Source organism: Pseudomonas brassicacearum subsp. brassicacearum, from assembly GCF_008801605.1.
In the GTDB taxonomy this organism is placed as follows: domain Bacteria; phylum Pseudomonadota; class Gammaproteobacteria; order Pseudomonadales; family Pseudomonadaceae; genus Aquipseudomonas; species Aquipseudomonas brassicacearum.
This window is the reverse complement of sequence record NZ_VZPJ01000009.1, coordinates 31,815-58,042: the sequence shown is the minus strand read 5'-3', so window position 1 is coordinate 58,042 and position 26,228 is coordinate 31,815. Positions and strand designations below refer to the sequence as shown.

The window sequence follows — 26,228 nt, the reverse complement described above, 5'->3', positions numbered from 1 at the left end:
TGAAGTGGGGTATTTGTGTACAAAATTAGTTTTGAGGAACTGGATAAATGGAACCGAAGGATTGGGTAACCTTCTCTCTCTCTGCCGCAGCTTTTGCGGTTGCTGCGGCTAGCTTCTATTTTTCGCACATACATAGGCCATCCGGAGCAATGCTGATATTGCTGGAGCGGCTATTCAGCCCGGAAAGGAGAAGGTTGACTGACGAGAAGGATGAGCAAGGGAACAATGTATGGGCCACTACTTCAGTGCAGACCCGAAACTTAAAGTACAGTCTGAGCAATACTGGCAAACAGGCACTGTATATAAAAAATGTCGAATTGCTGCAAGGGCCAGATAGTAGAGGGCATCTAAAAGGGCAGGGCTCATTTACAATAATTCCGAGCATGCCTGTTGATTCTTTTCTAATTGAGCCGGGTGAAATCAAAATCATTGAAATAGTGCATGCGACTAACTTCCAATTTCCAACAGGTTACGATTTCAAAAAAAATTGCTATGAGTTAGTAAGCCTTGAAGTCGTCTCTGCTGACGGAAATCGTTATCAAATTTGTCACGACATCACTAACCTAGGCGCTTCAGGCCCTGACATACATCATCCACTATGGGATGGGAAGGCTCTTGGCTCACCGGTTCGCGGATCGGGCTTCGTTTAAGTTAGATCAGGTATGAGGATCTCGTCTTCTGGCTCGCCGAGATCTGCGCTTAACGCGGCAATGCTCTTATTTCGGAAACTCTGCGACACCTTTGCGCTAGGCTCGTAAGGTGTCGTGACACAGCGCAGCATTGCGGCCTGGGTCTCGAAGTCTGCCGCGATCAGGTTCATCAGCAGCCGCTGGTGGACGTCCTGCTGGTTGTTGATGCCGTGGGCCTTCATGACTCGCTGAAGGTCCTTCTTGAAAACGCCGGCAACCTCAACCGTGAACTTCTCGATGCCCAGGGCGGCAGCCTTCGCCGCTGCCTTCTCGCGCTTCCGGCGCTGCTTGAGCGCTTCCGCCGTCGGCTGCTGTGTTTCGGCCATGGCCTGCTCCTTCGATTCCACTGGCCGGCAGTGCCAGCCAGGTCTGTCGTTTGCGTTGTTGGGTGCGAGCTATGCGGCGCATGAAGTGCAACCGCGCCGCGCTTTCGGGTAATCGATGCCGTGCTCGGCGAGGATGCGCTCGAACGTCTTGTTGGCGATCCCGAGTCGGCCACAGACCTGTCGCCGGGTGATGCCAAGCTCAAGGAAGGCTCTGATCCGCTCGGCGAACTTCGCGTCACGCTCCTCCAAATGCTTGTTTCGGTCTTCTCCGCCAGAGCGCAACCGAGCCGGCCGCTTGAATGTCAGGTTGTGGTCCTGGGCGATTCCGTACAGCGTACGGCGGCTGATGCCAAGGGCGTCGACGATCTCGGCCTGCGTGTGCGTCGGCGCCATCTCGCGAATCTTTTCGATCTGCTTCATCCGCGCCTGGTGGCGAATGTCCTGGGCGGACAGTGGTGGAGGCGGTGCCGGAGGGCGTCGGCGAACAAACGGCTTTGGTGCCGGCGGCATCTGGTTGCTGTAACTGATCGGCTTTGGCTTGTAGCCGATCGGCTCGGCCTCTTCGATTTTTCCGCCCGCGGCCAGGTATTGCTCGGCCTGCGCCGCCAGCTTTTCGCGTTCCGGCCGAAGGGCCTCGACCATGCTGAGGTGGTTGCTGATCATGCTCAAGCTCCCAATCTATGGGCCTGCGCCCGTGCTTTGTCTGCGACTTCATCAACCATCCGGCCAAGTTCCAGATTGAACTGGACCAGCTCTTGATGAAGCATCGCGATGTACTCGTCATCGCGCATAATGGTCTCGATGTACAGGCGGCAGTCTTCATCTTGGCGCGGATCGAACGACAGGAAATCCCACCATTCCCGGCCCGTGACGAACATGCAGCCCTGAACTTGCGGCTTATGTTCCTCGGGCATGCCTTCGAGCCAGGTGCGAACGTGGACGGCCTCATTGAATGGACATTTCGACTCAATGCCCCCGTCTTCACCAATCAGGCCGTCCGGCGAACAGCCCAGCCAGTCGTACTTTGGGTGGACCACAAAGCCCGACTTGATGACGTTATTTCCGGTCAGGATTTCGTAAAAGTCATGACTCGACTGCTCAACCTCGGTACCCCAGGCCATCGACTTACTGCTGACCGAATGTTTCGATCTGTTAGCCAGCCGTTCAAATGCCAGTTTGTGCATATAGGTGGTGCAGGCAGAAAGGGGGGGGGGCGCTTGCCGTGCCTGTCACGATCTCCCCAAGCAATCACATCCTTGAACCTGCTTGCTGTTAGGCGACCGCTGCGGTCCTGATGCCACTGTTCCGTGCGCTGAAGCTCTACAGAGGCGCTCATTGATTGCCGTCCTGCAGATCGCTGCCGGCATTAACGTCGAATCCCTCCTTGAGAGTTGTGAACTCTGCTTCGATAGTCTGCGCAATCGACTTCAGCTCGCCGTGACGAGTTACACCAATGGCGCCGCGCTGCTGCGGCTTCAGCGCCTTCCAAGCCTTTTCGTAACCCTCAATACCCTGCTCCTGAGCGATCTTTTTCAACTGCTCGAATAGGTCTGCGGTTGCGTCGGTTGTATCACCCTGAGGAACTGACGCGGCGCCCACGTCTGCTGGCTTTTCGTTAGTAGATCTCGGGGTAACATCTGTTTCAGGAAGCGTGTAGCCGTCGTCCAGCTCGTCGCGTGTGTACACGCTCAAGATCACGTCAGGGCAATACAGGCGGGCCCATTTTTTTGAGGGCCTGGTACGCGATCTGCTGCTTTGGATCGTCCGCCCATAGCGTCGAGTTCCGTGTCCGCGCCTGAGTCATCAAGGTGGTCAGTTCGCGGGGAGCGTCCTCGCCCACGAACGTAGCCCAAACGCGGACCTCAAGCCCTTTCTCGTCATTTATGTTCCAGTTTGGGACGCGGTACTTCTTCGGCTGCGGATACCGTATTCGCAGCCTCGATCAGATACCCAAGCTCGGCGCTGTCGCTGGCTTTTTGCTGACAAGGGCTTCGATGCTGAAGCCCAGCGGCGCTACTGTGACCATTGCCGGATGCGGCCGGTAATAGATCCAACACTACATCTGGCTATCGCGGCTTACCTTGAAGCACTGTTGCGAGAATCGGTCATGGCCGACAACGCCACGGAGGTCGCTGCTGTGCGCGTCTCTACACCTAACTTCACATACACATGTTCCAGATGTTTGTTCACGGTGCGTGGGCTCAGATCGAGAATGGTGCCAATGTCGCGGTTGGTCTTGCCGCAGGCCACCCAGCGCAGAACCTCGACTTCCCGACCAGTGAGCTGAAAGCGTGCCGACAGCACCCTGTGCGCCGGCTCGTCGTCCAGGCTCGGCGCGGCTGGCTGTGACGCCGCTCGGGCCGACAGCAGGATGCGCGAGGTGCGCAGGTGCGCGGCGACCCTGGCCAGCACTTCGTCGGTCTGGATCGGCTTGGTCACGTAGTCGCTGCCACCCACTTCAAAGCCCTGGACCACATGCCTGCTTTCCGTCAGCGCGGTCATGAACAGCACCGGAATATCGGCGTTGACCGGGTGCTCCTTGATCCGCCGGCAGGTCTCGAAGCCGTCCAGGCCCGGCATCATCGCATCCAGCAGGATCAGGTCCGGACGCCGACGTTCGATGCGGTTCAGGGCGCTGAGCCCGTCGAGGGCCACCAGCACCATGTAGCCGGCATCGTTGAGGGCGTCGGAGAGCATGGCGAGGTTGTCCGGGGTGTCGTCCACAATCAGCACGACACCGGGTTCAGCGACTGTGGTCAGTGCATTCATCTTCTGCCTCCTTGAGGGCGCGGTTGATTTCGTCCAGGCGAAAGTTTTTCAGCAGCTTGCGTAGCGAACTGATGAAAGGGGCGGTGGCTGGCGTCTCGGCCTGGATGGCGTCGAGTTTTTCGTGCAGACCGCGTACGTAGCCGATGGCGCTGAGTTCGCCGAGGGCGATGAGGTCAGGCTGTGAGGGCAATATCCCCGGTTCGGGGAATGTCGCAGGGGCTGGTTTTTCGCGGCGCAGCCAGTGCAGGTCGAGCTGCTTCTGGATCCGTTCGAGCAGCTCCGGGGTGTGTACCGGCTTGGCAAGGTAGTCGTTGCAGGCACTGGCCAGGCTGCGCTCGCGCTCGTCGTTAAAGGCATTGGCCGATATCACGATGATCGGTGCCGTGGACAACGCATTGCGGCGGATCAGCCGGCTGGTTTCCCAACCATCCATCGTCGGCATAGACAGGTCCATGAGGATCAGGTCCGGCCCCAGCAGGGCGACCTGGCGAATCGCTTCCTGGCCGTTGCTGGCCTGGACCACTTCAAAGCCCAGGGGCGTGAGCATGCCGCTGAGGACCTTGCGATGGTCCACATGGTCGTCCACTACCAGCACCAGACGCCGCGGCCCCTGGTAGCCGATGATGTCGTGTTCGACATGGATCACCGCCTGCGGCACCCGTACTTGCGAGAGAAACAGGCGCACCTGGAAACAGGTGCCCTTGTCCTGCTGACTCTTGACCTGCAACTCGCCGCCCATCAACGAGGTGAGCATGCGAGTAATGGTCAGGCCCAGGCCAACGCCCTTGTCCTGGCGCATCAGATCACCGCGTTCGAAAGGCTGGAAGATTCGCTCGATGTGCTCGGGGTCGATGCCGATACCCGTGTCGATGATGTCGAAGGTTGCCGTCTCGCGCATGTAACTGACCCGCAGGCAGACCTCGCCGCTGTCGGTGAAGTTGACCGCATTGCCCAACAGATTGATGAGGATCTGCCGGACGCGCTTTTCGTCGCCTCGCACCACCGCCGGCATCTTGCCGATCAGCTCCAGGCGAAAGCGCAACCCTTTGTCCCGGGCTTGTGGGGTAAACATCAGCTCCAGATCGTGGATCAGTTCCGGGAAGGGGATTTCCGTCGCTTCCAGGCGCAGTTTGCCGGCCTCGATCTTGGCCACATCGAGCAGGCCGTCGATCAGCGACAGCAGGTGCGAGCCGCTGCGCAGGATGGTCGCCAGGGCATCCTGATGCTGCTCCGGCATGGCCGCGTCGCGCTGCAGGATCTGGGTAAAACCGAGGATGCTGTTCAACGGCGTACGCAGTTCGTGGGACAGTCCGGTGACGTAGCGACTCTTGGCCGCGTTGGCCGCCTCGGAAGCCTCCTTGGCATCTTGCAGGGCCTGGTCGGTCAAGCGGTGGGCTTCGATTTCCTGCATCAGCAGTTGGGTCTGGCGGTCCGACTCTTCCTGGGCCACGTGGCGGCTTTCCCGCGTCAGAACCACCCACCAGGCGAGAATGGCCGCCAGTACCGAGAGCGTCAGGAAGGCCTTGAAAAATGCCTGGTACAGCGTCGCCTGGGCTTGCGGCGAGTGGGGCAGCCCCTGGGAGGCCTGGCCATAGATCAGCGCCAGAGCGCCGCTGAGCATCAGGATCAGTGCGAGCAGCAGGCCCAAGTAATGCACTAGCCGGGTGTGCAGGCGTGGCACCGTTGCATTGGGCAGCAACCAATGCAACAGCGCTTCGAACTGCGCCGACAGACGCCCGTGGGGTTTGCAGCGATCGCCGCAACGCGCGTCCAGCGAACAGCAAAGTGAGCAGATGGGCGTGCTGTAGGCCGGACAGAAAGCCATGTCGGCGGTTTCGAACGGGTTGCTGCACAGGCCGCAGGTGATCTGCGTGCTCGGTGCCACCGGTTGCAGCAGTAGCGGATCGCTGGTGCGGGCGATGTAATAGCGGCTGCGGGTGGCCCAGGCCAGCAGCGGGGTCATGACCAGCGAGGTGCCGAGGGCGACGAAGGGCGGGGCGGCCTGGGCCAGCGCACCAAATAGACCGAAGTGGGCGAGGACCGACAGCAGCGAGGCAATCAGCATAGAGCCGACGCCCACCGGGTTGATGTCGTAGAGGTGAGCGCGCTTGAACTCGATGTGTTTCGGTGACAACCCCAAGGGTTTGTTGATCACCAGGTCGGCGACCACCGAGCCGATCCAGGCGATGGCGATGTTGGCGTAGAGACCGAGCACCTGGTCGATGACGTCGAATACCCCCAGTTCCATCAGCATCAGGGCAATCGCCACATTGAACACCAGCCAAACTACGCGGCCGGGGTGACTGTGGGTGACCCGGGCGAAAAAGTTCGACCAGGCCAGGGAGCCGGCGTAGGCGTTGGTCAGGTTGATCTTCATCTGCGAGACGAAGACGAACAGCACCATGGCCGCCAGGGCCCATTCCGGCGAGGCGAACACATAACCGAAGGCCACCAGGTACATCTGGGTCGGTTCCGTAGCGCGCTCGATGGGGATCTCGTGTTGCAGGGCGAGAAACGCCAGGAAGGCGCCAGCGAACATTTTCAGGGCGCCGGGCAGGATCCAGCCGGGGCCGGCGCAGAGTAGGGCGGCCCACCAGCGCTTGCGGTTGGCCGCGGTTTTTTCCGGCAGGAAGCGCAGGTAGTCGACCTGTTCGCCGATCTGCGTCACCAGGGACAGGGCCACGGTACAGGCCGCGCAAAACGCCAGCAGATTGAAATCGCCGCCGCCGGTATCACGGCCCTGAAAACTGGTCCAGTCGCTGAAGGCCTCGGGGTTTTTCAGCAGTACAAACAGGTAGGGCAGCACCAGCAGCGCCAGCCACAACGGTTGGGTCCAGAGTTGCAGGCGGCTGATCAGGGTCACCCCATAGGCCACCAGGGGGATCACCAGCACAGAGCAGATCACATAGGCAAAGGCCAATGGGATATGGAAGTACAGCTCCAAGGCCAGGGCCATGATCGCTGCTTCCAGGGCGAAGAACAGAAAGGTGAAGCTGGCGTAGATCAGCGAGGTGATGGTCGAGCCGATGTAGCCGAAGCCGGCACCGCGGGTCAACAGATCCATATCGACGCCGTAGCGGGCTGCGTAGTAGCTGACGGGCAGGCCGGTGAGGAAGATGATCAGGCTCACGGCGAGGATCGCCCAGAAGGTGTTGGTGAAGCCGTAGCTCAGGGCCAGCACCCCGCCAATCGCCTCCAGGGCCAGGAACGACACCGCACCCAGGGCGGTGTTGGCGATGCGCAGTTCCGACCACTTGCGAAAGGACTTTGGTGTGTAACGCAGGGCGTAGTCTTCCATGGTTTCGTCGGCGACCCAGCTGTTGTAGTCGCGACGGATCTTGGCGATGCGCTGGGTGCCAGGTGGAAGCACGGTGAAAGACTCCTGGGGTCAAGGCGCTCCGTGCCTGGCGGGTGTGCCCGTGGCGGATAGCCGAGCAATTTTCATGCCCTGCACCACGGCGTCTTGCCGCGCCAGCTGGTGCCTGCGCGCGCGTCCGCGCAGTGCCGGTCGGTCGGGACCTGGAGCAATAGCCTGCGCCGCCTTGGTGCATTTTTCCCTACGTCAAATGACGTATGCGCTTACGTCAGGCTGCGTATACCCGTCGTCGAGACGCCCCTCCATGCTGATACCACCACCGTTGCTGGCCGCCATAGGGCGTACCACCAGCGTCACCGCAGAGGAGTAGCAGCATGCAACCACCATTGATCCGGACTAAAGGCCTGTTGCCGCGCCGCTTGGCGCTAGGGGCGGCGGCCCTGTCGTTACTGGCTGCCAGTGTGTTCAGCCAGGGTGTATGGGCGGACGAGGCCAACAGCACCGGCCTGGCGGTGACCGCCACTGAAGTCACGGTCGGCCAGTTGCACTCGGCCACCGGCACCATGGCGATTTCCGAGACCGGTTCGATCCAGGCCGAACGCTTGGCCATCGAGCAGATCAACGCTTCAGGCGGCATCCTCGGTCGGCAGATCAAGGTGATCCAGGAAGACGGCGCCTCCGACTGGCCGACCTTCGCCGAGAAGGCCAAGAAGCTCCTGGTCAACGACAAGGTGGCCACGGTGTTCGGCTGCTGGACCTCGGCCTCGCGCAAGGCTGTGCTGCCGATCTTCGAGAAGGAAAACGGTCTGCTGTACTACCCGACTTTCTACGAGGGGCTGGAGCAGTCGAAGAACGTGATCTACACGGGCCAGGAAGCCACCCAGCAGATCCTCGCCAGCCTCGACTGGATCGCCAAGACCAAGGGCGCCAAGACCTTCTACCTGGTGGGTTCGGATTACATCTGGCCACGCACCTCGATGAAGATCGCCCGCAAGCACATTGAGAACGTGCTGCACGGTACCGTGGTCGGCGAAGACTACTACCCCTTGGGCAACACCCAGTTCGGTTCGCTGATCAACAAGGTCAAGCTGAAGAAACCCGACGTGGTGTTCGCCGCAGTGGTGGGTGGCTCCAACGTGGCTTTCTACAAACAACTCAATGCGGCGGGCGTCAATTCGGCCAAGCAGACCTTGCTCACGCTCTCGGTCACCGAAGATGAATTGCTGGGCATCGGCGGCGAGAACATGGCCGGTTTTTATGCCTCGATGAAGTACTTCCAGAGCCTGGACAACCCCAACAACAAGGCCTTCGTCGACGCCTTCAAGGCCAAGTATGGCAAGGATTCGGTGATCGGCGACGTGACCCAGGCCGCGTATCTGGGCCCATGGTTGTGGAAGGCTGCGGTGGAAAAAGCCGGCAGTTTCGATGTCGACAAAGTGGTTGCAGCCTCGCCGGGCATCGAGCTGAAAACCGCGCCTGAAGGCTACGTCAAAGTGCATGAAAACCATCACCTGTGGAGCAAGACCCGCATCGGTGAAGTACAGCCCGATGGTCAGTTCAAGGTGGTTTACGAGTCTGATCTGATCGAACCGAATCCTTTCCCTAAAGGCTACCAGTAAGGGCTGGCGTCATCCCTGGCAAACCAGCTCCTACGGGCGTTGTGTAGGAGATGGCTGGCTGGTGATGGGGCCCCAACGGTTTCCACATCCTCCCTCCAAGCAGGAGTCCATCATCATGGAATGGCTATCGGAATTTGGTGCCATCGCGGCGATGCAGGGGTTCAACGGCTTGTCCGTGTTCTGCGTGCTGCTGTTGATGGCATTGGGGCTGGCGATCATTTTCGGCCAGATGGGGGTCATCAACATGGCCCACGGCGAGTTCCTCACGATCGGCGCCTACACCACCTATGTCTGTTCGAGCCTGACCAGCCATTTCACCCCGTGGTTTCAACCCTATTACTTTTTCATCGCCATCGCCCTGTCGTTTCTGGTGGCCGGGGCCATTGGCTGGCTGGTGGAGTGGGCGATGATCAGTCGGCTCTACAAACGTCCGCTGGACACGCTGCTGGCGACGTGGGGGCTGTCCCTGGTGATGCAACAGACCTTCCGTTCGGTGTTCGGCGCCCGTGAAGTCAGCGCCACGCCGCCGGAGTGGCTGATGGGCTCGTTCAACTTCACCGAGTCCATCGAGATTCCGCGCAACGGTCTGTTCATGATGGCCCTGACCCTGCTGCTCACCGGGGCCATTTTTCTCTTGCTCTACCGCTCGCGCTGGGGTCTGCAAGTACGGGCTACGGTACAGAACCGGTTGATGAGCCGTGCCGTGGGCATCAATACGCGCAAGGTCGATCGCATGACCTTTGCCCTCGGTTGCGGTGTCGCGGGGGTGGCCGGCGCGGCCTTTACCACCATTGGCTCAACCGGGCCCACCGCGGGCTCGCAGTACATAGTCGACACCTTCCTGGTGGTGGTCTTCGGCGGCGCACAAAGCCTGTTCGGCACTATTGCGTCGGCGTTCGTCATTGCCCAGACCCAATCGATCTCGGAGTTTTTCCTCAGTGGTTCGATGGCCAAGGTACTGACCCTGTCCGGGGTCATCCTGATCCTGATGTTGCGCCCTCAAGGGTTGTTCTCCATCAAAGTGCGCAAGTAGAGGCGAGCCAATGAAGCTTTTAGACAAGATGCTGGCGGGCAAGCAGAACCTGTTGGGCGTGGGCCTGTTGGCGCTGCTGATTTTCGTGGTCTTCCCGCTGACCCTGGATGCCTTTCGCCTGAACATGGTGGGCAAGTACCTGACCTATGCCTTCGTCGCTGTCGGCCTGGTGTTGTGTTGGGGCTATGGCGGCATTCTCAGCCTCGGGCAGGGGGTGTTCTTCGGCGTCGGCGGCTACTGCATGGCGATGTTCCTCAAGCTCGAAGCCTCCGACCCGCAGAGCACCAAAATCCAGTCGACGCCGGGCATTCCGGATTTCATGGATTGGAACCAGATCACCGAACTGCCGTGGCTCTGGGTGCCGTTCCACAGTTTCAGCTTCACCCTGTTGGCGGTGATCCTGGTGCCGGTAGTGCTGGCCTTCATCATTGGCATGGCGCTGTTCAAGCGGCGGGTGGGGGATGTTTATTTCTCCATCGTCAGCCAGGCCATCGCGCTGATTCTCACGGTGCTGATCGTCGGCCAGCAGGGCCTGACCGGCGGGGTCAACGGCATCACCGATCTCAAGACGCTGCTCGGCTGGGACCTGCGCAGCGACAGCGCCAAGTTGCTTTTGTACTTCATTAACGCGGCTTTGCTGTTCGGCTGCATTTTCATCGGCCGTTTCGTCCTCGCGTCGAAGCTCGGGCGGCTGCTGATGGCGATGCGCGACAAAGAGGAGCGGGTGCGCTTCTCCGGTTATGACGTGGCCAGTTTCAAGATTTTCGTGTTCTGCATCGCCGCTGCCTTCTCGGCCATTGGCGGCGCCATGTTCGCCTTGCAGGTGGGCTTCATGTCGCCTTCGTTCGTCGGCATCGTGCCGTCCATCGAGATGGTGATCTTTGCCGCCGTCGGCGGGCGCATGTCGCTGCTCGGCGCGGTGTATGGGGCCTTGCTGGTGAACTACGGCAAGACCTATTTCTCCGAGTCCTTCCCCGAGCTATGGCTGTACCTGATGGGCGGGCTGTTCATTGCCGTGGTCATGTACTTTCCCAATGGCTTGGCCGGACTCTGGGACAGCCATGGCCGCCAGACCCTTGGCCGTTTATTACGGCGTACCCCGCAGCAAGCCGCCGTTGCCGCGCCCCTGCCGGAGACGTCGCGCACTGCGCCGCCGACCCCGGCTCCTGAACGTCCTTCGCTGGAGACGCAGCCATGACCGCCGTGGGTTTTCAAATGAACAAGCCGGTGCTGGTTATCGAGGGGCTGACGGTGTCCTTCGACGGTTTCAAGGCCGTGGACAACCTCAACCTGTACATCGACCGCAATGAAGTGCGGGTGGTGATCGGGCCCAACGGCGCAGGCAAGACCACGGTACTCGACCTGATCTGTGGCAAGACCCGCGCCACCAGCGGCAGCATCCAGTTCGATGGAAAGGAACTGACCAAGATGCGCGAGTACAACATCGTCCGTGCCGGCGTCGGGCGCAAATTCCAGAACCCGTCGATCTACGAAAACCTCACGGTGTTCGAGAACCTGGAGATGTCCTACCCGGCGGGGCGCAAGGTGTTTGGCGCGTTGTTTTTCAAACGCAGTGCCGCAGTGATTGCCCGGGTTGAAGAGGTGGCGCGGGAGATCTTTCTCGGCGAGCTGTTGCAGCAACAGGCCGACCTGCTGTCCCACGGCCAGAAGCAGTGGCTGGAGATCGGCATGCTGCTGATGCAGAACCCTGACCTGTTGATGCTCGATGAACCGGTCGCAGGGATGAGCGTCAACGAGCGCGTACAGACTGCGGAACTGCTCAAGCGCATCAGCCAGGGACGCTCGGTGCTGGTGATCGAACACGACATGGAATTCGTCAAGAGCATCGCCCATAAGGTCACGGTGCTGCATCAGGGCAAGGTCCTGGCCGAGGGCAGCATGGAGTCGGTGCAGAACAACCCGAAAGTCATCGAAGTCTATTTAGGCCATTGAGGAAGCAGGCATGTTCAACGTAGACAAGCTGTCCTGTGGTTACGGCCAGAGCCAGATCCTCCACGACCTCGACCTGGCCGTGGCCAAACGCGAAATCGTCGCCGTGATGGGACGCAACGGTATGGGCAAGACCACGCTGTTCAAGAGCTTGATGGGCATCCTTCCGCAGTGGCGGGGGCAGGTCTGCGTCGATGGTCAGGAAGTCTCGAACCTGGAAACCCACGAGCGGGTGGAGCACGGCATCGCCTATGTACCTCAGGGACGGATGATTTTCCCCAGCATGACGGTGTTGGAAAACATTCAGACCGGCCTGCCGGCATCGGCCCGGGGCCAGGTGCCCGAAGACCTTTATGCGTTGTTTCCGGTACTCCACGACATGCGCTCGCGCAAGGGTGGCAACCTTTCAGGCGGGCAACAGCAGCAACTGGCCATTGCCCGGGCGCTGGCGACCAATCCCAAGGTGTTGTTGCTCGATGAACCCACTGAGGGCATCCAGCCGTCGATCATCAAGGACATCGCCCGCACTTTGAAAGAGATCCGCCACCTGCGCGACCTGACCATTGTGGTCTCCGAGCAGGTGCTGTCATTCACCCTGGAAATCGCCGACCGCTTCCTGGTGATCGAGAAGGGTCGCTTCGTGATTGAGGAGACCCGCGACAAGGTCGACGAAGCCACCATCAGTCGCTACCTCTCCGTGTAGGCGCGATCGGGCGGCGCGATGGTTTATAGGCCCCTTTTGTAGCAGCTGGAAAGCCAGCTCAAAGGGGTACGTCATCCAACGTATTGGCCGATTCGTGCCGCCATTCGAGACTGGTTCCAACGCGGTACATCCCTAATGTTCAGGAGCTTCGCCATGACCGATACCTTGATCAAAGTCGACCTCAACCAGCCCGCCACCGAGAACGAACAGATCCACAACCGCTGGCATCCGGACATTCCCATGGCCTGCTGGGTCAAGCCGGGGGATGATTTTATTCTCGAGACCTATGACTGGACCGCCGGCGCGATCAAGAACAACGACGACGCCTCGGATGTGCGTGACGTCGACCTGTCCACCGTGCACTACCTGTCCGGTCCGGTGGGCGTGCATGGCGCCGAGCCGGGGGATCTGCTGGTGGTCGACCTGCTGGACATCGGCGCCAAGGCCGAATCGATGTGGGGTTTCAACGGTTTCTTCTCGCGGCAGAACGGTGGCGGATTCCTCACGGATCACTTTCCCAGCGCACAGAAAGCCATCTGGGATTTCAAAGGCATGTTCACCAGCTCGCGGCACATTCCCGGGGTCAACTTTGCCGGCCTGATCCACCCCGGATTGATCGGTTGCCTGCCCGACCCGGTAATGCTCGGCGACTGGAACCGCCGCGAGCAGGAGCTGATCGACACCCACCCGACCCGCGTGCCGCCCTTGGCCAACGCGCCGCTGGCCGCCACCGCGCACATGGGCAAGCTCAAGGGCCAGGCCCGGGATGATGCTGCGGCCACCGGCGCACGCACCGTGCCACCGCGCGAACATGGCGGTAACTGCGATATCAAGGACCTGTCCCGGGGCTCGAAGATTTTCTTCCCGGTGTACGTCAAAGGCGCCGGGTTGTCGGTGGGGGATCTGCACTTCAGTCAGGGCGACGGCGAGATCACCTTTTGCGGTGCTATCGAGATGGCCGGCTGGGTGCATATGAAAGTCGAGCTGATCAAGGGCGGCATGGCCAAGTACGGGATCAAGAACCCGGTGTTCAAACCCAGCCCGATTATCCCGACCTACCAGAACTACCTGATCTTTGAAGGTATCTCGGTGGATGAAGCCGGAAAACAGCACTACCTGGACGTCAATATCGCGTATCGCCAGGCCTGTCTGAATGCGATCAACTACTTGACCAAGTTTGGTTATTCGCCCGCCCAAGGCTATGCACTGTTGGGCTCTGCGCCGGTGCAAGGGCATATCAGCGGCGTGGTCGACATCCCCAACGCCTGCGCGACCCTCTGGTTACCCACCGAAATCTTCGAGTTCGACATCAACCCCAACGCCAACGGCCCCATCAAACACCTCGACGGCAGTATCGATCTGCCGATTGCCCCGGACCTGTGAGACACGCCCGAGCTCGATCAATGTCTGGAGAGTGCCATGCCGACTTATGAGTACGAATGCCAAACCTGTGGCTCTTTCACAATGTTGCGGCCCATGGCCCAACGGCACGAGTCGTGCCAGTGCCCGTCTTGTGCGGGCCCAGGAGGGCGGTTGCTGTTGTCTGCGCCGGCACTGACGACGTTGTCGAGCAGTCAACGCCAGGCCATGGCGACCAACGAGCGAAGTGCCCACGTGCCGCAGACGCTTGGCGAGTACCAGCAGAACCGTCGTCATCCCAGTGGGTGCAGTTGTTGCGCACCGAGCAAACCGCTGGCCCCGACCAAAGAGAATCCACAGGGGCTCAAGAGTAAAACCGGCTCCAGACCTTGGATGATCAGCCATTAACAGAGGTAAATTTCATGCGTCATGGTGATATTTCCAGCAGCCCGGACACCGTGGGTGTCGCGGTCGTCAATTACAAAATGCCGCGGCTGCATACAAAAGCCGAGGTCATTGAAAACGCCCGCAAGATTGCCGACATCATCACCGGTATGAAAAGCGGTCTCCCCGGCATGGACCTGGTGGTGTTTCCTGAATACAGCACCATGGGCATCATGTACGACCACGATGAGATGATGGCGACTGCCGCCAGCATTCCAGGCGAAGAGACGGCGATCTTTTCCGCCGCGTGCCGTGCGGCTGACACGTGGGGGGTGTTTTCACTGACCGGTGAGCGGCATGAGGAACATCCCCACAAAGCCCCGTACAACACGTTGGTGTTGATCAATAACCAGGGCGAAATCGTCCAGAAGTACCGCAAGTGCATTCCCTGGTGCCCCATTGAAGGCTGGTATCCGGGTGACCGGACCTATGTCTGCGAGGGTCCCAAGGGCCTGCAAATCAGCTTGATCATTTGTGATGACGGCAACTACCCGGAGATCTGGCGCGACTGTGCAATGAAAGGAGCGGAGTTGATCGTCCGTTGCCAGGGCTATATGTACCCGGCCAAAGAGCAGCAGGTGATGATGTCCAAAAGCATGGCCTGGGCCAATAATTGCTATGTGGCAGTGGCCAATGCGGCCGGCTTCGATGGGGTTTATTCCTACTTTGGTCACTCGGCGATCATTGGCTTCGACGGTCGCACCCTGGGCGAATGCGGTGAAGAGGAAATGGGCATTCAGTACGCACAATTATCCGTTTCGCAAATCCGCGATGCGCGAGCGAACGACCAATCACAGAATCATTTGTTCAAGCTGCTGCATCGCGGTTACACCGGGGTCTACAACTCCGGGGATGGCGACAAGGGAGTGGCTGACTGCCCGTTCGACTTTTACCGCACCTGGGTACTGGACGCGCAGAAAGCCCGGGAAAACGTCGAAAAACTGACCCGTAGCACCGTCGGCGTGGCTCATTGCCCGGTGGGAGAGATTCCCCACGACGGTAAAGAAAAACACGCAGGCTAAACCATGCCTTTCGTGAACGATCGCATCGACCCAAACCACCCACAGCCGAGCCTGACCAGCGCATCACCGGCAGCAGATTTGTTGACCTCACGCTTCGCCTTCAATCCCGCCCAAGTCATGGCGTTGTTGCGCAGTCGAATTGTCGGCCAAGAACAAGCCATGAGCGCGGTCGAGGCGTTGCTGAACGTGGTTAAGGTCGATATTGGTGAACGTGAGAGGCCGTTGACGGTGAGCCTGTTCATGGGGCCGACCGGTGTCGGCAAGACCGAAATCGTCCGTCTGCTGGCACTGGCCATACACGGTCGCGCCGATGCTTTTTGTCGCATCGACATGCACACCTTGGCCCAGGAGCATTACTCGGCGGCGCTCACCGGAGCGCCACCTGGTTATGTGGGGAGTAAAGAGGGCGTCAGTCTGTTCAATAGCGAATTGATTCAAGGTACCTACAGTCGCCCAGGCATCGTGCTGTTCGATGAACTGGAAAAGGCCAGCAAGGAAGTGGTGCGCAGCTTGTTGGGCATTCTTGAGAACGGCCAGCTGACCTTGGCGGGCGGTAGCCGAACGCTGGATTTTCGCAATAGCCTGATCTTCATGACCAGCAACATTGGAGCCCGGCAAGCGACCACCTACAGGGAACGTTTTTCACGCGGTTGGCGGCGCTGGCTCGGCATCGCCCCACAAGGTGAGCAGGCTATGTTGGAGCTAGCGTTGCACGCCTGGTTCGAACCGGAATTTCTAAACCGTATTGATCGCATCCTGGTTTTCCAACGCATCGAAAGCCAATGGCTGGAAGCGTTGTTGCAGATCGAACTGAACAAACTCAACCAACGGCTCGGTCAGCATCGACGTACGCTGGTCCTGGACGTTGCGGCAAGCGACTGGCTATGCCGAAAGCATGACCCACGCTTTGGTGCTCGGGCCCTGACAAGGCGAGTGCGGGTCGAGCTGGAGCCTGCCATCGCTGAGTGTCTGCTGGCTTATCCGCAGGCAATGCAGATGACTGCGACGGTCGAATCAAACAGGCTCACGGTTGTTCCATTGTCGTAAGAGACGGCACCGGATTGCGGTCTGATGCTATAGCCTCGGGAATCGCTGTCGCACTACGCTGGGTGACGATGCGCATCACTCAGCGTGTTGGCTTTTACAGCGTCGGGCTTTTTCATGTCTGCGATTTTCGCTTTTGAAAGTTAAAACTGGATCTTACTGGCGCAGTTGTCTTGGGGATGCGTTCAACAGGCGGCGCATAAGTCGCCGCAGGGCCGTGGCATCCTGGTATCCCACCTGCTCGGCGATGGATTCAACGGAGTGTCTGCTGGTTTCCAGTAGCACGCGGGCCCTGTTCAGCTGCACACGCTGGATCAAATATTGGGTTGAAAGGCCGGTTGCTTTTCGAAGGTGCCGGGACAGCGTTCGCTCAGACATGCCCACGTACGCCGCAAGGCTCGGAACGCTAGGAGGATGGGGCAGACAGGCTTCTATATAGGCGGTGAGGTTGGCGACCAGTGTATTACCCCGGGCCATGATCGCTGGGTTGATGAATGGGGATTGCAACTGTCGGCCGTCGAGTAGAAGAGCCTTGCCCACATAGTCGGCGAGCGTCGGGGACAGGCGCCTGCGCAGCAGGTGCAGCATCAGGTCAGTTTGCGCGAAGGCTGCGCCAGCGGTCGTCAAGGGGGGATCGCAAAGCACCATGACGTTGGGGTCGACAATGCAGTCAGGCGCAATGCTCGACAGCCAAGGGGCGAGCCACCAGGAGGTCGTTACCTTTCGACCGTCCAGTAATCCTGCGGCATGCAGGAGAAAGACAGCCGAGCACGAGGCGGCAATCTCCTTGCCTTCATTCACATGTGCCCTCAGCGCTGGCAGTGCCTGAAGTACCCAGTCTTCTTCAAGACGCTGCAGCAGCGCGTCGAAGTCGCTGATGCCAAGGCCCGGAATGACCCAGCAGGAGTTGTCCTCGACGTCTGTCGTCAGTTCGTCGACCAACAGTTGCATGCCTTGCCCTAGCGTAATCAGCCCTGGCTGCGGCCCGCAAACTCGCCAGCGTGGCACGGCGAGGCCTTGGCGCTGCGCAAGTGTCGCGGCGGTGCCGAGGATGTCCAGGGTGGCCGCCACGCTTGAGGCGAACGACTCGGGAAAGACTAGAACAGTGAAATCGTACATTGTCCGATTATGCCCGAAAGAAGGCGAATCGGTCACTTATGGAGTGGAGAGATAACTGGCCCAATGGCGCTTCCAATTAACAGTGAGGTTTTGCCATGCCAAACATCTTGATCAAGGTGCCTACGGGAGCTTTCAATCAGCCACAGCGCCAACAGTTGCTTCGAAGCGTGAGCGACGTGGCAATACTTAATGAACACATGGGCGATACCCCTCAGCAGCGTGCTTTGTGCTGGGTACTCATTGAGGAAATTCAGGCCGATGAATGGCTGTGTGGAGGCGTTGCTCTTCATGTCAGGGCCGTTCCATGCATTGTCATCGTCAAGGTGCCTGCCGGCGTTCTTGATGCACCGATGCGCCAGCGCTACGTACGTGAATTGCATTGCGCAATACAGTCGAGCCTGGCAACGGAGGATCAGCGCCAGTTGCTGACCTCAATACAGATCCAGGAAGTTGTCGATGGCACTTGGGGGGCGAACGGTGATATTTGGCATTTGGCCGACTTCACCCGTGCGGCCGGGTACGGACATCTCACTCCCTAGGCTATAGGCCTTCCAGAAAGTGCAATGCTTGGGGACCGTCTCATTGCAGAGTGTTGACGCGTGCATAAGCATGCACATATAGTCGGTTGCATGACTGATCGAATCCTTCACCGAACCCGCGCAATTGACGCTGCCATCGAGTCTCTCGATGGCGCTTTCTTCAAGGCACTTTGTGAGCCTTCGCGTGTCGCTGTGCTCAAGCGTGTGATGCAACTGGGGCGCGCCGATATCGGCGAGATTGCGCAAGGATTGCCCCAGGAGCGTTCAGTTGTTTCCCGACATCTGCAAATGCTGTTAGAGGCAGGTATTGTCCGCGGCACCAAGGTCAGCAGGCAGATGTTCTACGAGGTGGACGGTCCGGCGGTGGTGGCACGCCTCGAAGCCATTCTTGAGCATATGAAAAGCCTGGCCCCGTTCTGTTGCCCAGGTACGTCCTGATTTTTTTTGTCTTTTAGTGTGCATGAGTGTGCATATATGAATGTAATAAATGAAGTCATGGATGTCATCGTAATTGGCGCTGGCCAGGCAGGATTAGCCTGTGGTTGGTATTTGCAGCAGCACAACCTCAGGTTCCTGATTCTGGATGCCGAGCGATCTGCGGGAGGGAATTGGCGCAATTACTACGACAGCCTGAAGCTTTTTTCTCCAGCGGCTTACTCGTCATTGCCGGGCATGCGCTTCCCGGCGGAACCTGATCATTACCCACTTCGTGATGATGTCGTGCGCTATCTGGAGGACTATGCAAAGGCATTCAACTTGCCAGTTCGTCAGTCCACCCGCGTACAGCATGTACGCAGAGAGCACGGGCTGTTTCGGCTTCAAACGGACGATGGGGAAGATTTTTGTTCCAAGGCGCTGATCGTCTGCACGGGTGGATTCAATCAGCCTTTCATTCCAGATATTCAAGGGCTTCAGGGTTTTCTCGAGCGCAGTTTGCACAGCGCGCAATATCGAAATGCCGATGGCTTTGGTGGGCAGCGAGTGGTTGTGGTCGGTGCTGCAAACTCGGCTGTTCAAATCGCTTATGAACTGGCTCATGTGGGCAAAGTCGTGCTGGCGAGCAGGGAGCCGATTCGGTTTTTTCCGCAGAAGATACTCGGCCTGGATTTTCATGCGTGGCTGAAGTGGTCAGGGTTGGAAAAGACTCGTTGGTTGAGCGATCAAAGTACGCCGGTGCTCGATGACGGGATCTATCGTCGAGCCCTTGAGCAAAAGCTTTTCGAGCGCAAGCCGATGTTCGAGGCGATAACACCAACCGGCGTGATCTGGGCTGATGGGCAGCACACTGAGGTGGATAGTTTGGTGTTTGCTACAGGATTTCGCCCGAACCTGGAGTTTTTGAGCGGGTTGGAATGCGCAGGCAATGAATATTGGGCTCATCGTAACGGGCAGGCGAAGCATCTGCCTGGGCTGTATTTCGTCGGTCTGCCGAAACAACGGAATTTTGCTTCAGCGACACTTAGAGGTGTCGGCCAGGATGCGGCCTACATCATGCCCAGCTTGATGCGATTTGTTCGCGATGTGCCTGTTTAGCGGGCAACTTTCGAGTTTTTCCGAAGGGAGGGGTTTATCTATTATTCGTAAAACCATATATTCGAAAAACCGTATATTAGTCGAGGCTTCACAATGACCAGCAAAGCCCGTGTTCTGTCCGCTGAGAATCGATATGGCTGACCATCTGACACCGACCACTGTTTTCAAATGTCTGGCAGATGACACCCGCGTGCGCACCATGCTGCTCATCACTAGTGAAGGAGAGCTTTGTGTTTGCGAGCTGACCTGCGCGTTGAACGAGAGTCAGCCAAAAATCTCCAGGCACCTGGCGCAGTTGCGCACTTGCGGCCTGCTTTCGGACCGTCGGCAAGGCCAATGGGTGTATTACCGACTGCACCCGAATCTCCCCGATTGGGTTCATCAAGTGCTGACCACTACGCTGGAAAGCAACAAGTTCTGGTTAAGCCCTGATGCCAAACGCCTTGATGAAATGGGTGACCGCCCTGAGCGTGCAGCCGTGTGCTGTGAAAGGCAGACCGCCTCATTACGCTGATTGGCACGCTGTAGCCTCAGGAACAATGATCATGAGTAACAGGAGCCCTCCCTCCTGTATCGGCTAGTTCGACAACCAGTCGAACGCCCACTGACAACAGAGCACAACAACATGACTATCAAAGTTGGCATCAATGGATTTGGTCGTATCGGTCGCCTCGCTCTGCGGGCTGCCTGGAGTTGGCCTGAGTTCGAGTTCGTGCAGATCAACGATCCAGCGGGTGACGCGGCGACTCATGCACACTTGATCAACTTCGATTCGGTGCATGGCCGTTGGAACAACGAAGCCCGCGCCGAAGGCGATAGTGTCGTCATCGACAATAAGCGGATCAAAGTCACGGCCAACAAGGCGATTGCCGACACAGATTGGTCGGGCTGCGATCTGGTGATTGAAGCCAGCGGCAAGATGAAAACCGTCGCGGTGCTGCAGGCTTACCTGGACCAGGGGGTCAAGCGTGTGGTGGTGTGCGCGCCGGTGAAGGAAAAAGGCGCGTTGAACGTCGTCATGGGCGTCAACCAGCACCTGTTCGACCCGGCGCAGCACCGTATCGTCACCGCTGCCTCTTGCACTACTAATTGCCTGGCCCCAGTCGTGAAAGTCATCCACGAAAAGCTGGGTATTCGTCACGGTTCGATCACCACCATTCACGACCTGACCAACACCCAGAGCATTCTCGATCAGCCACACAAGGATCTGCGTCGTGCGCGGGCCTGCGGCATGAGCCTGATTCCAACCAGTACCGGCTCGGCCACCGCCATTGCCGAAATCTTCCCGGAGCTGCGTGGGCGCCTGAATGGTCACGCCGTACGTGTGCCGCTGGCCAATGCGTCGCTGACTGATTGTGTCTTTGAAGTCGAACGGGCCACCACCGTCGAAGAGGTCAATCAGTTGCTCAAGGACGCTGCCGAGAATGAGCTCAAAGACATACTCGGTTTCGAGGAGCGCCCGCTGGTATCCATCGACTACCGTACCGACCCGCGTTCATCGATCATCGATGCGCTGTCGACCATGGTCATCAACGGCACCCAGGTCAAACTTTACGCCTGGTATGACAACGAGTGGGGCTATGCCAATCGCACAGTCGAACTGGCCAAAATGGTCGGTCTGGCAGTCTGAGGAGCGGCTATGAAAGCGTTGTTCGCCCTCGCTCCGCAAGTGCGGCAGTACCTGCTCGTGACGGGCAACTACTGGGCCTTCACCCTCACCGACGGCGCTTTGCGCATGTTGGTGGTGCTGCACTTTCACGCCTTGGGCTACAGCCCGCTGCAAATCGCGGCGTTGTTTCTGTTCTATGAACTCTTTGGTGTGATTACCAACCTGGTGGGTGGTTATCTTGGCGCTCGGCTTGGCCTGAACCGAACCATGAACATCGGGCTGGGGCTCCAGGTCGCGGCGCTGCTAATGCTGACGGTGCCGGTAGCCTGGCTGAGCATCCCATGGGTGATGGCTGCTCAGGCACTTTCGGGAATTGCCAAAGACCTGAACAAGATGAGCGCCAAAAGCTCCATCAAACTTCTGGTTCCCGATGGGCAACAGGGCAAGCTCTACAAGTGGGTGGCGATCCTCACCGGTTCGAAGAACGCACTCAAGGGTGTCGGCTTCTTTCTTGGCGCAGCTTTGCTGGCATGGGTCGGTTTCAAAGGCGCGTTGCTGACCATGGCGGGGGGCCTGGCGTTGATTTGGATCAGTAGCCTGATCCTGTTGAAGAAGGACCTGGGCAAGGCCAAAGCCAAGCCCAAGTTTCGTGACATCCTGTCCAAGAGCCGGGCGATCAACATCCTTTCTGCGGCGCGGATGTTCCTGTTCGGCGCCCGCGATGTCTGGTTCGTGGTGGCCTTGCCGGTGTACCTGAGCAGCGTGTTTGGCTGGGACTTCTGGAAGGTTGGCGGCTTCCTGGCGGCCTGGGTGATTGGCTACGGCATCGTCCAGTCGTTCGCGCCCAACATCACTGGAAAGAAACGAGGTCACGTGCCGGATGGTCGTGCGGCGTTTCTGTGGGCACTTGCACTGGCGGGTCTGCCCGCGGCCATTGCGCTCGGTCTGGACACCGGGCTGTCGCAACAAATGGTGCTGTTGGGTGGACTGATGGTTTTCGGTGCTTTGTTCGCCGTGAATTCGTCGCTGCACAGCTACCTGATCGTGTCCTACGCCAAGGAAGACGGCGTGTCGCTGGATGTGGGGTTTTATTACATGTCGAACGCCATGGGGCGCTTGATCGGCACCGTGCTCTCTGGCTGGATTTACCAGGTGTTTGGATTGGGCGCATGCCTTTGGATATCAAGCGCATTCGTGTTGCTGGCCGCCTTGATTTCCATCGCTTTACCCAGGCATGCCGAGGCGATATGAAGCTGCCAGGCAGGACGGCATGAACCTTATCGGGCTACGTGCATGTGGAGGAATTGGCAGGGCCCGCCGTCGAAATCCAGCCCTGAATATCCGCAACCGTCGGAATTTTCCCGCTGCTGACAACCTTCTCGTTGATCACCAGAGCCGGCGTGGAGAGGATGTCATAAGTCATCATCTTGCCCATGTCAGTGATCTTTTCGAATTCGGCCTGGATATTAAGATTCTGCGCAGCTTGACGGGCTACGGCCTCCAGTTTCTTGCAGTTGGCGCATCCTGAACCGAGGATTTTGATGTTCAGCATTGGAAGCTCCCTGATGTGAATGTCAGCTTGCTGTTTGTTGACGCTGAGAACGGATCAACTGGCAGATTGCAGCGGTTATGGCCAGCGCGACCGCCACCCCTGCAGCAAGGGTGCGCCAGCCGGTGCCATCGACCCAGGCACCGTAGAGCAGGCCTGCCACGATGCTGAACGACGCGACTAACCCAACGTAGGCGGCGGTCTTCTTGCGACCAATCACAGCCACCACCATGAGCATGCTCTGCAAGCTAAGTTCAGGATCTGCCATCAGATAGGCCAGGAGCGGGCCAGGATGCATACCAAGATCGAGGAACATGCGGGCGACGGGCACTTCTACCAAGGTGGGGAAGTACATGAACACGCCGAACCCTACTGCTATGGCATTGGCGAGCACGGAATTGCTGCCTGCAAGACTTTCAATCCACTCGGGTTGAATAACCTGGCGAACCATGCCGACGATGAATACACCCACCACCAGCACAATAAATATCTGCTTGACGAAGCGCCAGGCTTCCCACAGCCAGCCTTGCCAGTCTTCGGCTGGCAGTTTTCGGGCAAAGTACCAAACAGACAATAGGGCCAGTGCGACACCGAATAGTCGACCCGTGAAGATGAAAACCAACATGCCAGGTTCTGGCGTCAGGCGCATCGAGGCGATCAGCAAAGTACTGGCGGTCAGGCCCAGTGCAACCCATGTCCAGCTGTTGGCACCTTCGGTGATGTTATCCAGACCACGCTTGGCCGTGGCGGCAATCATCAGGAGCAGGGCGATGAGTACAGACCCTTGCAAGCTCACGCCTTCTTCTCCTTTGCTGGCGTCATATGGAACCCAGTCAAACAGGGTGTCCTGCCACGCCTGGGCCCAGAAAAGCGGGACTTTGATACTGATCAGGCCTGCGGTCAGGGGCCACAGTCTCAAGGTGCCCGCTATCAGCAGGGCCACCAGAGATAGGAGAATGCCCAGGGCAGGTCCGGAAATGCTGGCCTTCTCTGCGAACAGGGCATCTGCCTGTGCATCGTGGGTCAGGTCGTCTTTCCAGAATAGAGTCGCCATTATCAAGCCAATACCGATGCCGAAGATCAGGCAGAGAATCAAACGGGCAATTGCAAACTCTGCTCCCAGAATGTTGCCGGTATAGGCGAGGGCCATGATATTTCCTGCCGGGGCAAAAAACAGAAAGGTGATCGCCGGGCCGATACCCGCGCCTTTGCGGTAAACGCCCGCGAACAAAGGAACAATGGTGCATGAGCAGACGGCAATCAGTGACCCGGCCAGTGCCGCTGCAGGGTAGGAAACATAGACAGGTGCATGCCGACCCAGCCAGTGAGTGATGCTGGCTTTGGGAATAAGTGCTGCCATGGCCCCGGCAATGAAAAACGCTGGCAACAGACAAAGTAGGACGTGGGCTGCCAAGTAGGAAGCCAGACTGCCAGCTCCACCATTGATTAGCTTAAGCAAAAGGTCCATGGCAAACCCTGGAACATGACCATTAAAAGCCAGGCTCCAAGGTATTTGTTGTGCGCTGAACGGGCTTGACGTAGATCAGTTGCATGCTGAAAAACTTTACGTGATTCGCTAGACCACTGCACGGCGCGGCCCAGCGCAAAGCAAATCATCGCCAGGAAAACCGTCAGTATCCACTTTCATCCTGCAGGCCGAGTCGACTGTCTTTGCTTTCAACGCACCAGTGCCGAAGGGTTTTCCTGCAGCAGCACCGAGTTGTGCAGGGTAGCAAGCGCTTCCTTCAACATGGATTGTTCCTGCGCATCCTGGGACTTCTTGCTTTGCTTGGCGGCGTATTCCAGCAATACCAAGTGACTGCGGCTGGTTGAAGCTTCCTTCGGCACCACTGTCTCTTCAACCATTTTGCCCAGGACGTACTGCTGTGTCCGTGTGCCCTGGCTGGCGTTTTGCGTGACAGAGGCCCTGGTCAGTCGGCCGTCCTTGTAGGCGAGGCTGGCCGAGCTGCTGGCCTTGTCATTCACTTCTACGTAGAGATAGTTCTGCGAGTCGGTAGTTGTGCCTAGCACGGGGGCTTTCCCGCCCTTCAGGCTCTTGTGGTAACTGGCCGCTAGACTCGATTGCTGGACTTGATCGACGCTGCGATTGCTCATTATGGAACCTGCAACGACAGTTTTTTGCGACAGGGTATAAGCAAAGCTATCGACTTCAGACAGGCGCATCGGGTTGGACGCGTTGTTGGTTTGTTTGATGGACGCCTCGAAGTCTGCGAGCCCAGTCAGCAGGCCTTTGTCCGTCGCGTTACGGGTCAGTGGCTGTGACGGGGTAGCGCCCTGTGGATAGTGGCTGTTCATGGCGCTGAAGGCGTCCTTGAACATCTCCATCAGGGCAGCCTTGGCGTTGCCACGCTCCTGTACTCGCTCAAGCTGGGCGAGGTAGCTGTTCAGGGCGTTGGCCTGTTGCTTGGCATCGCCCAGGATTGCGCTGTTCTTCAGATCCACGCTCAGGTTCAATTCGCCATCCGGACCACTCATTTGCGTGGTGCGGCTCTGGCTGTCGGCGCGGTAGGCAAGGATCAGGTCCTCACCGTCCACGCCCTTGAGCTTGGCGTTCAGATCAATGGATGCCAATACGCTGGAGTCGAACTGCGTCAGCTTGCCCAGGTCGAGCTTGGGAGGCACGGCGGTCAACCCGTCGACAGCGGCCTGGAAGGCACTGCCCAGAACGCCAATCGCCTTGAGTTCGTCCTCGCTCAGCGGGCCACCGTCTACCGTGGCTTGAACGCCAAGTCCATCGTCCTGGCTGGTCAGGCTGAAGGTGACCGTCTTGCCGCTGGCGGTCTTGATGCTGAGGCTGATCAGGTTATCGGCTTTATTGTGCAGCAGCGTCTGTTCGGATTTTATCTCGGCGGCGTTGTGAGCCTTGTCCGCGGTGGTATGGAGCACTGACTGGGAAATGCTCGAACCGCTCTTGGCGAACTGCTCTACCAAGGCTGCACCCAGGCCGTGGAAGCGGTTGGCGATCGACAGCGATTTGGGGTTGATTCCCATGACGTTAGTGACAGCGTCCTGACCTGCCTTTTCCCAAACACGAACAGTCTCCTGGCCGGGCAGTTGCCCGAGTCGGGAATAGGTCTGTGATTCGATATCGGCCACGGGGTTGCCCAGGCTGACGATTGCCGCTGGTCGAGCCGGCAAGACATCAGCGCTCTCTATCACTGTTGCAGGCGATGCCGCGACGGCAGAGCGAGTCGGGATCTGGATGGGAATGGCAGGGCTGATCGGGGATAGGGTAGTCATGACAGTCCGTGTCGAAGGAGCAAAGTTACGTTCAATGTAGTGAATACACCGTCCGATTGAAAGCGTGGACGCTGAGATAAGTGGCAGAAAGCCATCCGGCGTGGTTGTTCAGGTCCTTGGCATGGGCGCATGCCGAAGCGACTGGCATGGCTGGAAAGGTCATGATCCTGACATTCAGTTGCCCCATGTGCCCGGTCACGAATTGGCAAGGATAGTGGCGGAGGTGGGGAGGGATGTCACTCGGTGGAAGCTTGGACGTCGACGGCTGACCTCAAAGGATCCTTCTTTGCGCTGGGTTTAAGGCCATCTTGATATGAAGGGTGACTCGCTTTTAGCGAAAGCGT

The 26,228-nt window shown here is 58.6% G+C and carries 27 protein-coding genes and 2 pseudogenes; 18 read left to right on the top strand and 11 right to left on the bottom strand.

Annotated elements, in window-relative coordinates:
- The first annotated feature begins 47 nt into the window (after nucleotides 1–47).
- Entirely contained in the window at nucleotides 48–650 is a 603-nt protein-coding gene (locus F7R20_RS20155; protein ID WP_149632430.1) for a hypothetical protein, read from the top strand.
- Here the strand turns inward: F7R20_RS20155 and F7R20_RS20150 are convergent.
- The 5 genes from F7R20_RS20150 to F7R20_RS32090 form a co-directional block, all read right to left on the bottom strand.
- Nucleotides 647–1,015, bottom strand: a complete 369-nt coding sequence (locus F7R20_RS20150; RefSeq protein WP_003203598.1) for a hypothetical protein — start codon at nucleotides 1,013–1,015, stop codon at nucleotides 647–649. The two genes, F7R20_RS20155 and F7R20_RS20150, sit on opposite strands and share 4 nt — an antisense overlap.
- Nucleotides 1,016–1,084: 69 nt before the next feature.
- A complete protein-coding gene (locus tag F7R20_RS20145) occupies nucleotides 1,085–1,678 on the bottom strand; it encodes a hypothetical protein (RefSeq protein WP_003203596.1) in 594 nt (197 codons plus the stop codon).
- A 2-nt stretch (nucleotides 1,679–1,680) separates the two neighbouring features.
- Nucleotides 1,681–2,199, bottom strand: a complete 519-nt coding sequence (locus tag F7R20_RS20140; RefSeq protein ID WP_003203593.1) for a lambda exonuclease family protein — start codon at nucleotides 2,197–2,199, stop codon at nucleotides 1,681–1,683.
- A 148-nt stretch (nucleotides 2,200–2,347) separates the two neighbouring features.
- Complete coding sequence (locus F7R20_RS32095; protein ID WP_269458365.1) at nucleotides 2,348–2,701, bottom strand: hypothetical protein; 354 nt, start codon at nucleotides 2,699–2,701, stop codon at nucleotides 2,348–2,350.
- Between the two features lie 13 nt (nucleotides 2,702–2,714).
- The gene (locus F7R20_RS32090) at nucleotides 2,715–2,900 is read right to left on the bottom strand and encodes a recombinase RecT (RefSeq protein ID WP_269458367.1); all 186 of its coding nucleotides are present in this window, start codon (nucleotides 2,898–2,900) and stop codon (nucleotides 2,715–2,717) included.
- Nucleotides 2,901–2,972: 72 nt separating this feature from the next.
- Between F7R20_RS32090 and F7R20_RS20130 the strand changes: the two are divergent.
- Nucleotides 2,973–3,062: pseudogene (locus F7R20_RS20130) on the top strand (IS5/IS1182 family transposase); the annotation flags it as partial.
- 29 nt (nucleotides 3,063–3,091) lie between these two features.
- Here the strand turns inward: F7R20_RS20130 and F7R20_RS20125 are convergent.
- On the bottom strand, nucleotides 3,092–3,784 hold the full coding sequence (locus F7R20_RS20125; protein WP_003203589.1) for a response regulator: 693 nt from the start codon (nucleotides 3,782–3,784) through the stop codon (nucleotides 3,092–3,094).
- A complete protein-coding gene (locus tag F7R20_RS20120; protein ID WP_003203588.1) occupies nucleotides 3,759–7,154 on the bottom strand; it encodes an ATP-binding protein in 3,396 nt (1,131 codons plus the stop codon). The genes F7R20_RS20125 and F7R20_RS20120 overlap by 26 nt, the downstream gene beginning before the upstream one ends.
- A 320-nt stretch (nucleotides 7,155–7,474) precedes the next feature.
- On the opposite strand from F7R20_RS20120, the gene urtA reads away from it, so the two are divergent.
- From urtA to F7R20_RS20075, 9 genes are all read left to right on the top strand, one after another.
- Nucleotides 7,475–8,719, top strand: coding sequence for an urea ABC transporter substrate-binding protein (gene urtA, locus F7R20_RS20115; protein ID WP_003203587.1), 1,245 nt, complete (start codon nucleotides 7,475–7,477; stop codon nucleotides 8,717–8,719).
- 115 nt (nucleotides 8,720–8,834) lie between these two features.
- Entirely contained in the window at nucleotides 8,835–9,752 is a 918-nt protein-coding gene (gene urtB, locus F7R20_RS20110; protein ID WP_003203586.1) for an urea ABC transporter permease subunit UrtB, read from the top strand.
- 10 nt (nucleotides 9,753–9,762) lie between these two features.
- On the top strand, nucleotides 9,763–10,950 hold the full coding sequence (urtC, locus tag F7R20_RS20105; RefSeq protein ID WP_003203584.1) for an urea ABC transporter permease subunit UrtC: 1,188 nt from the start codon (nucleotides 9,763–9,765) through the stop codon (nucleotides 10,948–10,950).
- Complete coding sequence (gene urtD, locus F7R20_RS20100; protein ID WP_003203582.1) at nucleotides 10,947–11,705, top strand: urea ABC transporter ATP-binding protein UrtD; 759 nt, start codon at nucleotides 10,947–10,949, stop codon at nucleotides 11,703–11,705. Before urtC ends, urtD begins: the two co-directional genes overlap by 4 nt.
- Nucleotides 11,706–11,715: 10 nt before the next feature.
- A complete protein-coding gene (urtE, locus tag F7R20_RS20095; RefSeq protein ID WP_003203579.1) occupies nucleotides 11,716–12,405 on the top strand; it encodes an urea ABC transporter ATP-binding subunit UrtE in 690 nt (229 codons plus the stop codon).
- A gap of 153 nt (nucleotides 12,406–12,558) precedes the next feature.
- Entirely contained in the window at nucleotides 12,559–13,788 is a 1,230-nt protein-coding gene (fmdA, locus tag F7R20_RS20090; protein ID WP_003203578.1) for a formamidase, read from the top strand.
- 36 nt (nucleotides 13,789–13,824) lie between these two features.
- The gene (locus tag F7R20_RS20085) at nucleotides 13,825–14,172 is read left to right on the top strand and encodes an FmdB family zinc ribbon protein (protein WP_003203576.1); all 348 of its coding nucleotides are present in this window, start codon (nucleotides 13,825–13,827) and stop codon (nucleotides 14,170–14,172) included.
- Between the two features lie 14 nt (nucleotides 14,173–14,186).
- Nucleotides 14,187–15,230 carry an aliphatic amidase gene (locus F7R20_RS20080; protein WP_003203574.1) on the top strand — a complete coding sequence of 348 codons (1,044 nt, stop codon included), beginning with the start codon at nucleotides 14,187–14,189 and terminating at the stop codon, nucleotides 15,228–15,230.
- A 3-nt stretch (nucleotides 15,231–15,233) separates the two neighbouring features.
- Nucleotides 15,234–16,277: an AAA family ATPase gene (locus tag F7R20_RS20075; protein ID WP_003203572.1), complete on the top strand. Its 1,044-nt coding sequence runs from the start codon at nucleotides 15,234–15,236 to the stop codon at nucleotides 16,275–16,277.
- Nucleotides 16,278–16,430: 153 nt separating this feature from the next.
- On the opposite strand, the gene F7R20_RS20070 is transcribed toward F7R20_RS20075, so the two are convergent.
- Nucleotides 16,431–17,393 carry a GlxA family transcriptional regulator gene (locus F7R20_RS20070; RefSeq protein WP_003203570.1) on the bottom strand — a complete coding sequence of 321 codons (963 nt, stop codon included), beginning with the start codon at nucleotides 17,391–17,393 and terminating at the stop codon, nucleotides 16,431–16,433.
- A 95-nt stretch (nucleotides 17,394–17,488) separates the two neighbouring features.
- Between F7R20_RS20070 and F7R20_RS20065 the strand changes: the two genes are divergently transcribed.
- The 6 genes from F7R20_RS20065 to arsJ all read left to right on the top strand — a co-directional run bounded on the left by F7R20_RS20065 (nucleotide 17,489) and on the right by arsJ (nucleotide 22,325).
- Complete coding sequence (locus F7R20_RS20065) at nucleotides 17,489–17,932, top strand: tautomerase family protein (RefSeq protein WP_003203568.1); 444 nt, start codon at nucleotides 17,489–17,491, stop codon at nucleotides 17,930–17,932.
- Nucleotides 17,933–18,022: 90 nt separating this feature from the next.
- Nucleotides 18,023–18,370, top strand: a complete 348-nt coding sequence (locus tag F7R20_RS20060; RefSeq protein WP_003203566.1) for an ArsR/SmtB family transcription factor — start codon at nucleotides 18,023–18,025, stop codon at nucleotides 18,368–18,370.
- A 36-nt stretch (nucleotides 18,371–18,406) separates the two neighbouring features.
- Nucleotides 18,407–19,465, top strand: coding sequence for a flavin-containing monooxygenase (locus F7R20_RS20055; protein ID WP_081352563.1), 1,059 nt, complete (start codon nucleotides 18,407–18,409; stop codon nucleotides 19,463–19,465).
- Nucleotides 19,466–19,598: 133 nt separating this feature from the next.
- A complete protein-coding gene (locus F7R20_RS20050; RefSeq protein ID WP_003203561.1) occupies nucleotides 19,599–19,979 on the top strand; it encodes a metalloregulator ArsR/SmtB family transcription factor in 381 nt (126 codons plus the stop codon).
- A 111-nt stretch (nucleotides 19,980–20,090) separates the two neighbouring features.
- Nucleotides 20,091–21,095 carry an ArsJ-associated glyceraldehyde-3-phosphate dehydrogenase gene (locus tag F7R20_RS20045; RefSeq protein WP_003203559.1) on the top strand — a complete coding sequence of 335 codons (1,005 nt, stop codon included), beginning with the start codon at nucleotides 20,091–20,093 and terminating at the stop codon, nucleotides 21,093–21,095.
- A 9-nt stretch (nucleotides 21,096–21,104) separates the two neighbouring features.
- Nucleotides 21,105–22,325 (top strand): organoarsenical effux MFS transporter ArsJ, encoded by a 1,221-nt coding sequence (gene arsJ, locus F7R20_RS20040; protein ID WP_003203557.1) that lies wholly within the window; start codon nucleotides 21,105–21,107, stop codon nucleotides 22,323–22,325.
- A 34-nt stretch (nucleotides 22,326–22,359) separates the two neighbouring features.
- Here arsJ and F7R20_RS20035 read toward each other — a convergent pair whose 3' ends face one another.
- From F7R20_RS20035 to F7R20_RS20025, 3 genes are all read right to left on the bottom strand, one after another.
- Nucleotides 22,360–22,626, bottom strand: coding sequence for a thioredoxin family protein (locus tag F7R20_RS20035; RefSeq protein ID WP_003203555.1), 267 nt, complete (start codon nucleotides 22,624–22,626; stop codon nucleotides 22,360–22,362).
- Between the two features lie 22 nt (nucleotides 22,627–22,648).
- On the bottom strand, nucleotides 22,649–24,091 hold the full coding sequence (locus F7R20_RS20030; protein ID WP_027913018.1) for a permease: 1,443 nt from the start codon (nucleotides 24,089–24,091) through the stop codon (nucleotides 22,649–22,651).
- Nucleotides 24,092–24,300: 209 nt separating this feature from the next.
- A complete protein-coding gene (locus F7R20_RS20025; protein ID WP_033028203.1) occupies nucleotides 24,301–25,740 on the bottom strand; it encodes a hypothetical protein in 1,440 nt (479 codons plus the stop codon).
- A gap of 241 nt (nucleotides 25,741–25,981) precedes the next feature.
- Here F7R20_RS20025 and F7R20_RS20020 point away from each other — a divergent pair.
- A pseudogene (locus F7R20_RS20020) lies at nucleotides 25,982–26,146 on the top strand (alcohol dehydrogenase catalytic domain-containing protein); the annotation flags it as partial.
- Between the last annotated feature and the right edge of the window lie 82 nt (nucleotides 26,147–26,228).

What these genes read in the sequence shown, in the direction of transcription:
- F7R20_RS20035 (WP_003203555.1), bottom strand. Translation starts at nt 22,626, where the DNA reads ATGCTGAACATCAAAATCCTCGGTTCAGGATGCGCCAACTGCAAGAAA.
- F7R20_RS20050 (WP_003203561.1), top strand. Translation starts at nt 19,599, where the DNA reads ATGGCTGACCATCTGACACCGACCACTGTTTTCAAATGTCTGGCAGAT.
- arsJ (WP_003203557.1), top strand. Translation starts at nt 21,105, where the DNA reads ATGAAAGCGTTGTTCGCCCTCGCTCCGCAAGTGCGGCAGTACCTGCTC.
- urtB (WP_003203586.1), top strand. Translation starts at nt 8,835, where the DNA reads ATGGAATGGCTATCGGAATTTGGTGCCATCGCGGCGATGCAGGGGTTC.
- F7R20_RS20155 (WP_149632430.1), top strand. Translation starts at nt 48, where the DNA reads ATGGAACCGAAGGATTGGGTAACCTTCTCTCTCTCTGCCGCAGCTTTT.
- F7R20_RS20065 (WP_003203568.1), top strand. Translation starts at nt 17,489, where the DNA reads ATGCCAAACATCTTGATCAAGGTGCCTACGGGAGCTTTCAATCAGCCA.
- F7R20_RS20060 (WP_003203566.1), top strand. Translation starts at nt 18,023, where the DNA reads ATGACTGATCGAATCCTTCACCGAACCCGCGCAATTGACGCTGCCATC.
- urtD (WP_003203582.1), top strand. Translation starts at nt 10,947, where the DNA reads ATGACCGCCGTGGGTTTTCAAATGAACAAGCCGGTGCTGGTTATCGAG.
- fmdA (WP_003203578.1), top strand. Translation starts at nt 12,559, where the DNA reads ATGACCGATACCTTGATCAAAGTCGACCTCAACCAGCCCGCCACCGAG.
- F7R20_RS20085 (WP_003203576.1), top strand. Translation starts at nt 13,825, where the DNA reads ATGCCGACTTATGAGTACGAATGCCAAACCTGTGGCTCTTTCACAATG.
- F7R20_RS20125 (WP_003203589.1), bottom strand. Translation starts at nt 3,784, where the DNA reads ATGAATGCACTGACCACAGTCGCTGAACCCGGTGTCGTGCTGATTGTG.
- F7R20_RS20150 (WP_003203598.1), bottom strand. Translation starts at nt 1,015, where the DNA reads ATGGCCGAAACACAGCAGCCGACGGCGGAAGCGCTCAAGCAGCGCCGG.
- F7R20_RS20140 (WP_003203593.1), bottom strand. Translation starts at nt 2,199, where the DNA reads ATGCACAAACTGGCATTTGAACGGCTGGCTAACAGATCGAAACATTCG.
- F7R20_RS20080 (WP_003203574.1), top strand. Translation starts at nt 14,187, where the DNA reads ATGCGTCATGGTGATATTTCCAGCAGCCCGGACACCGTGGGTGTCGCG.
- urtA (WP_003203587.1), top strand. Translation starts at nt 7,475, where the DNA reads ATGCAACCACCATTGATCCGGACTAAAGGCCTGTTGCCGCGCCGCTTG.
- F7R20_RS20045 (WP_003203559.1), top strand. Translation starts at nt 20,091, where the DNA reads ATGACTATCAAAGTTGGCATCAATGGATTTGGTCGTATCGGTCGCCTC.
- F7R20_RS20070 (WP_003203570.1), bottom strand. Translation starts at nt 17,393, where the DNA reads ATGTACGATTTCACTGTTCTAGTCTTTCCCGAGTCGTTCGCCTCAAGC.
- urtC (WP_003203584.1), top strand. Translation starts at nt 9,763, where the DNA reads ATGAAGCTTTTAGACAAGATGCTGGCGGGCAAGCAGAACCTGTTGGGC.
- F7R20_RS20055 (WP_081352563.1), top strand. Translation starts at nt 18,407, where the DNA reads ATGAATGTAATAAATGAAGTCATGGATGTCATCGTAATTGGCGCTGGC.
- F7R20_RS20145 (WP_003203596.1), bottom strand. Translation starts at nt 1,678, where the DNA reads ATGATCAGCAACCACCTCAGCATGGTCGAGGCCCTTCGGCCGGAACGC.
- F7R20_RS20075 (WP_003203572.1), top strand. Translation starts at nt 15,234, where the DNA reads ATGCCTTTCGTGAACGATCGCATCGACCCAAACCACCCACAGCCGAGC.
- F7R20_RS20030 (WP_027913018.1), bottom strand. Translation starts at nt 24,091, where the DNA reads ATGGACCTTTTGCTTAAGCTAATCAATGGTGGAGCTGGCAGTCTGGCT.
- urtE (WP_003203579.1), top strand. Translation starts at nt 11,716, where the DNA reads ATGTTCAACGTAGACAAGCTGTCCTGTGGTTACGGCCAGAGCCAGATC.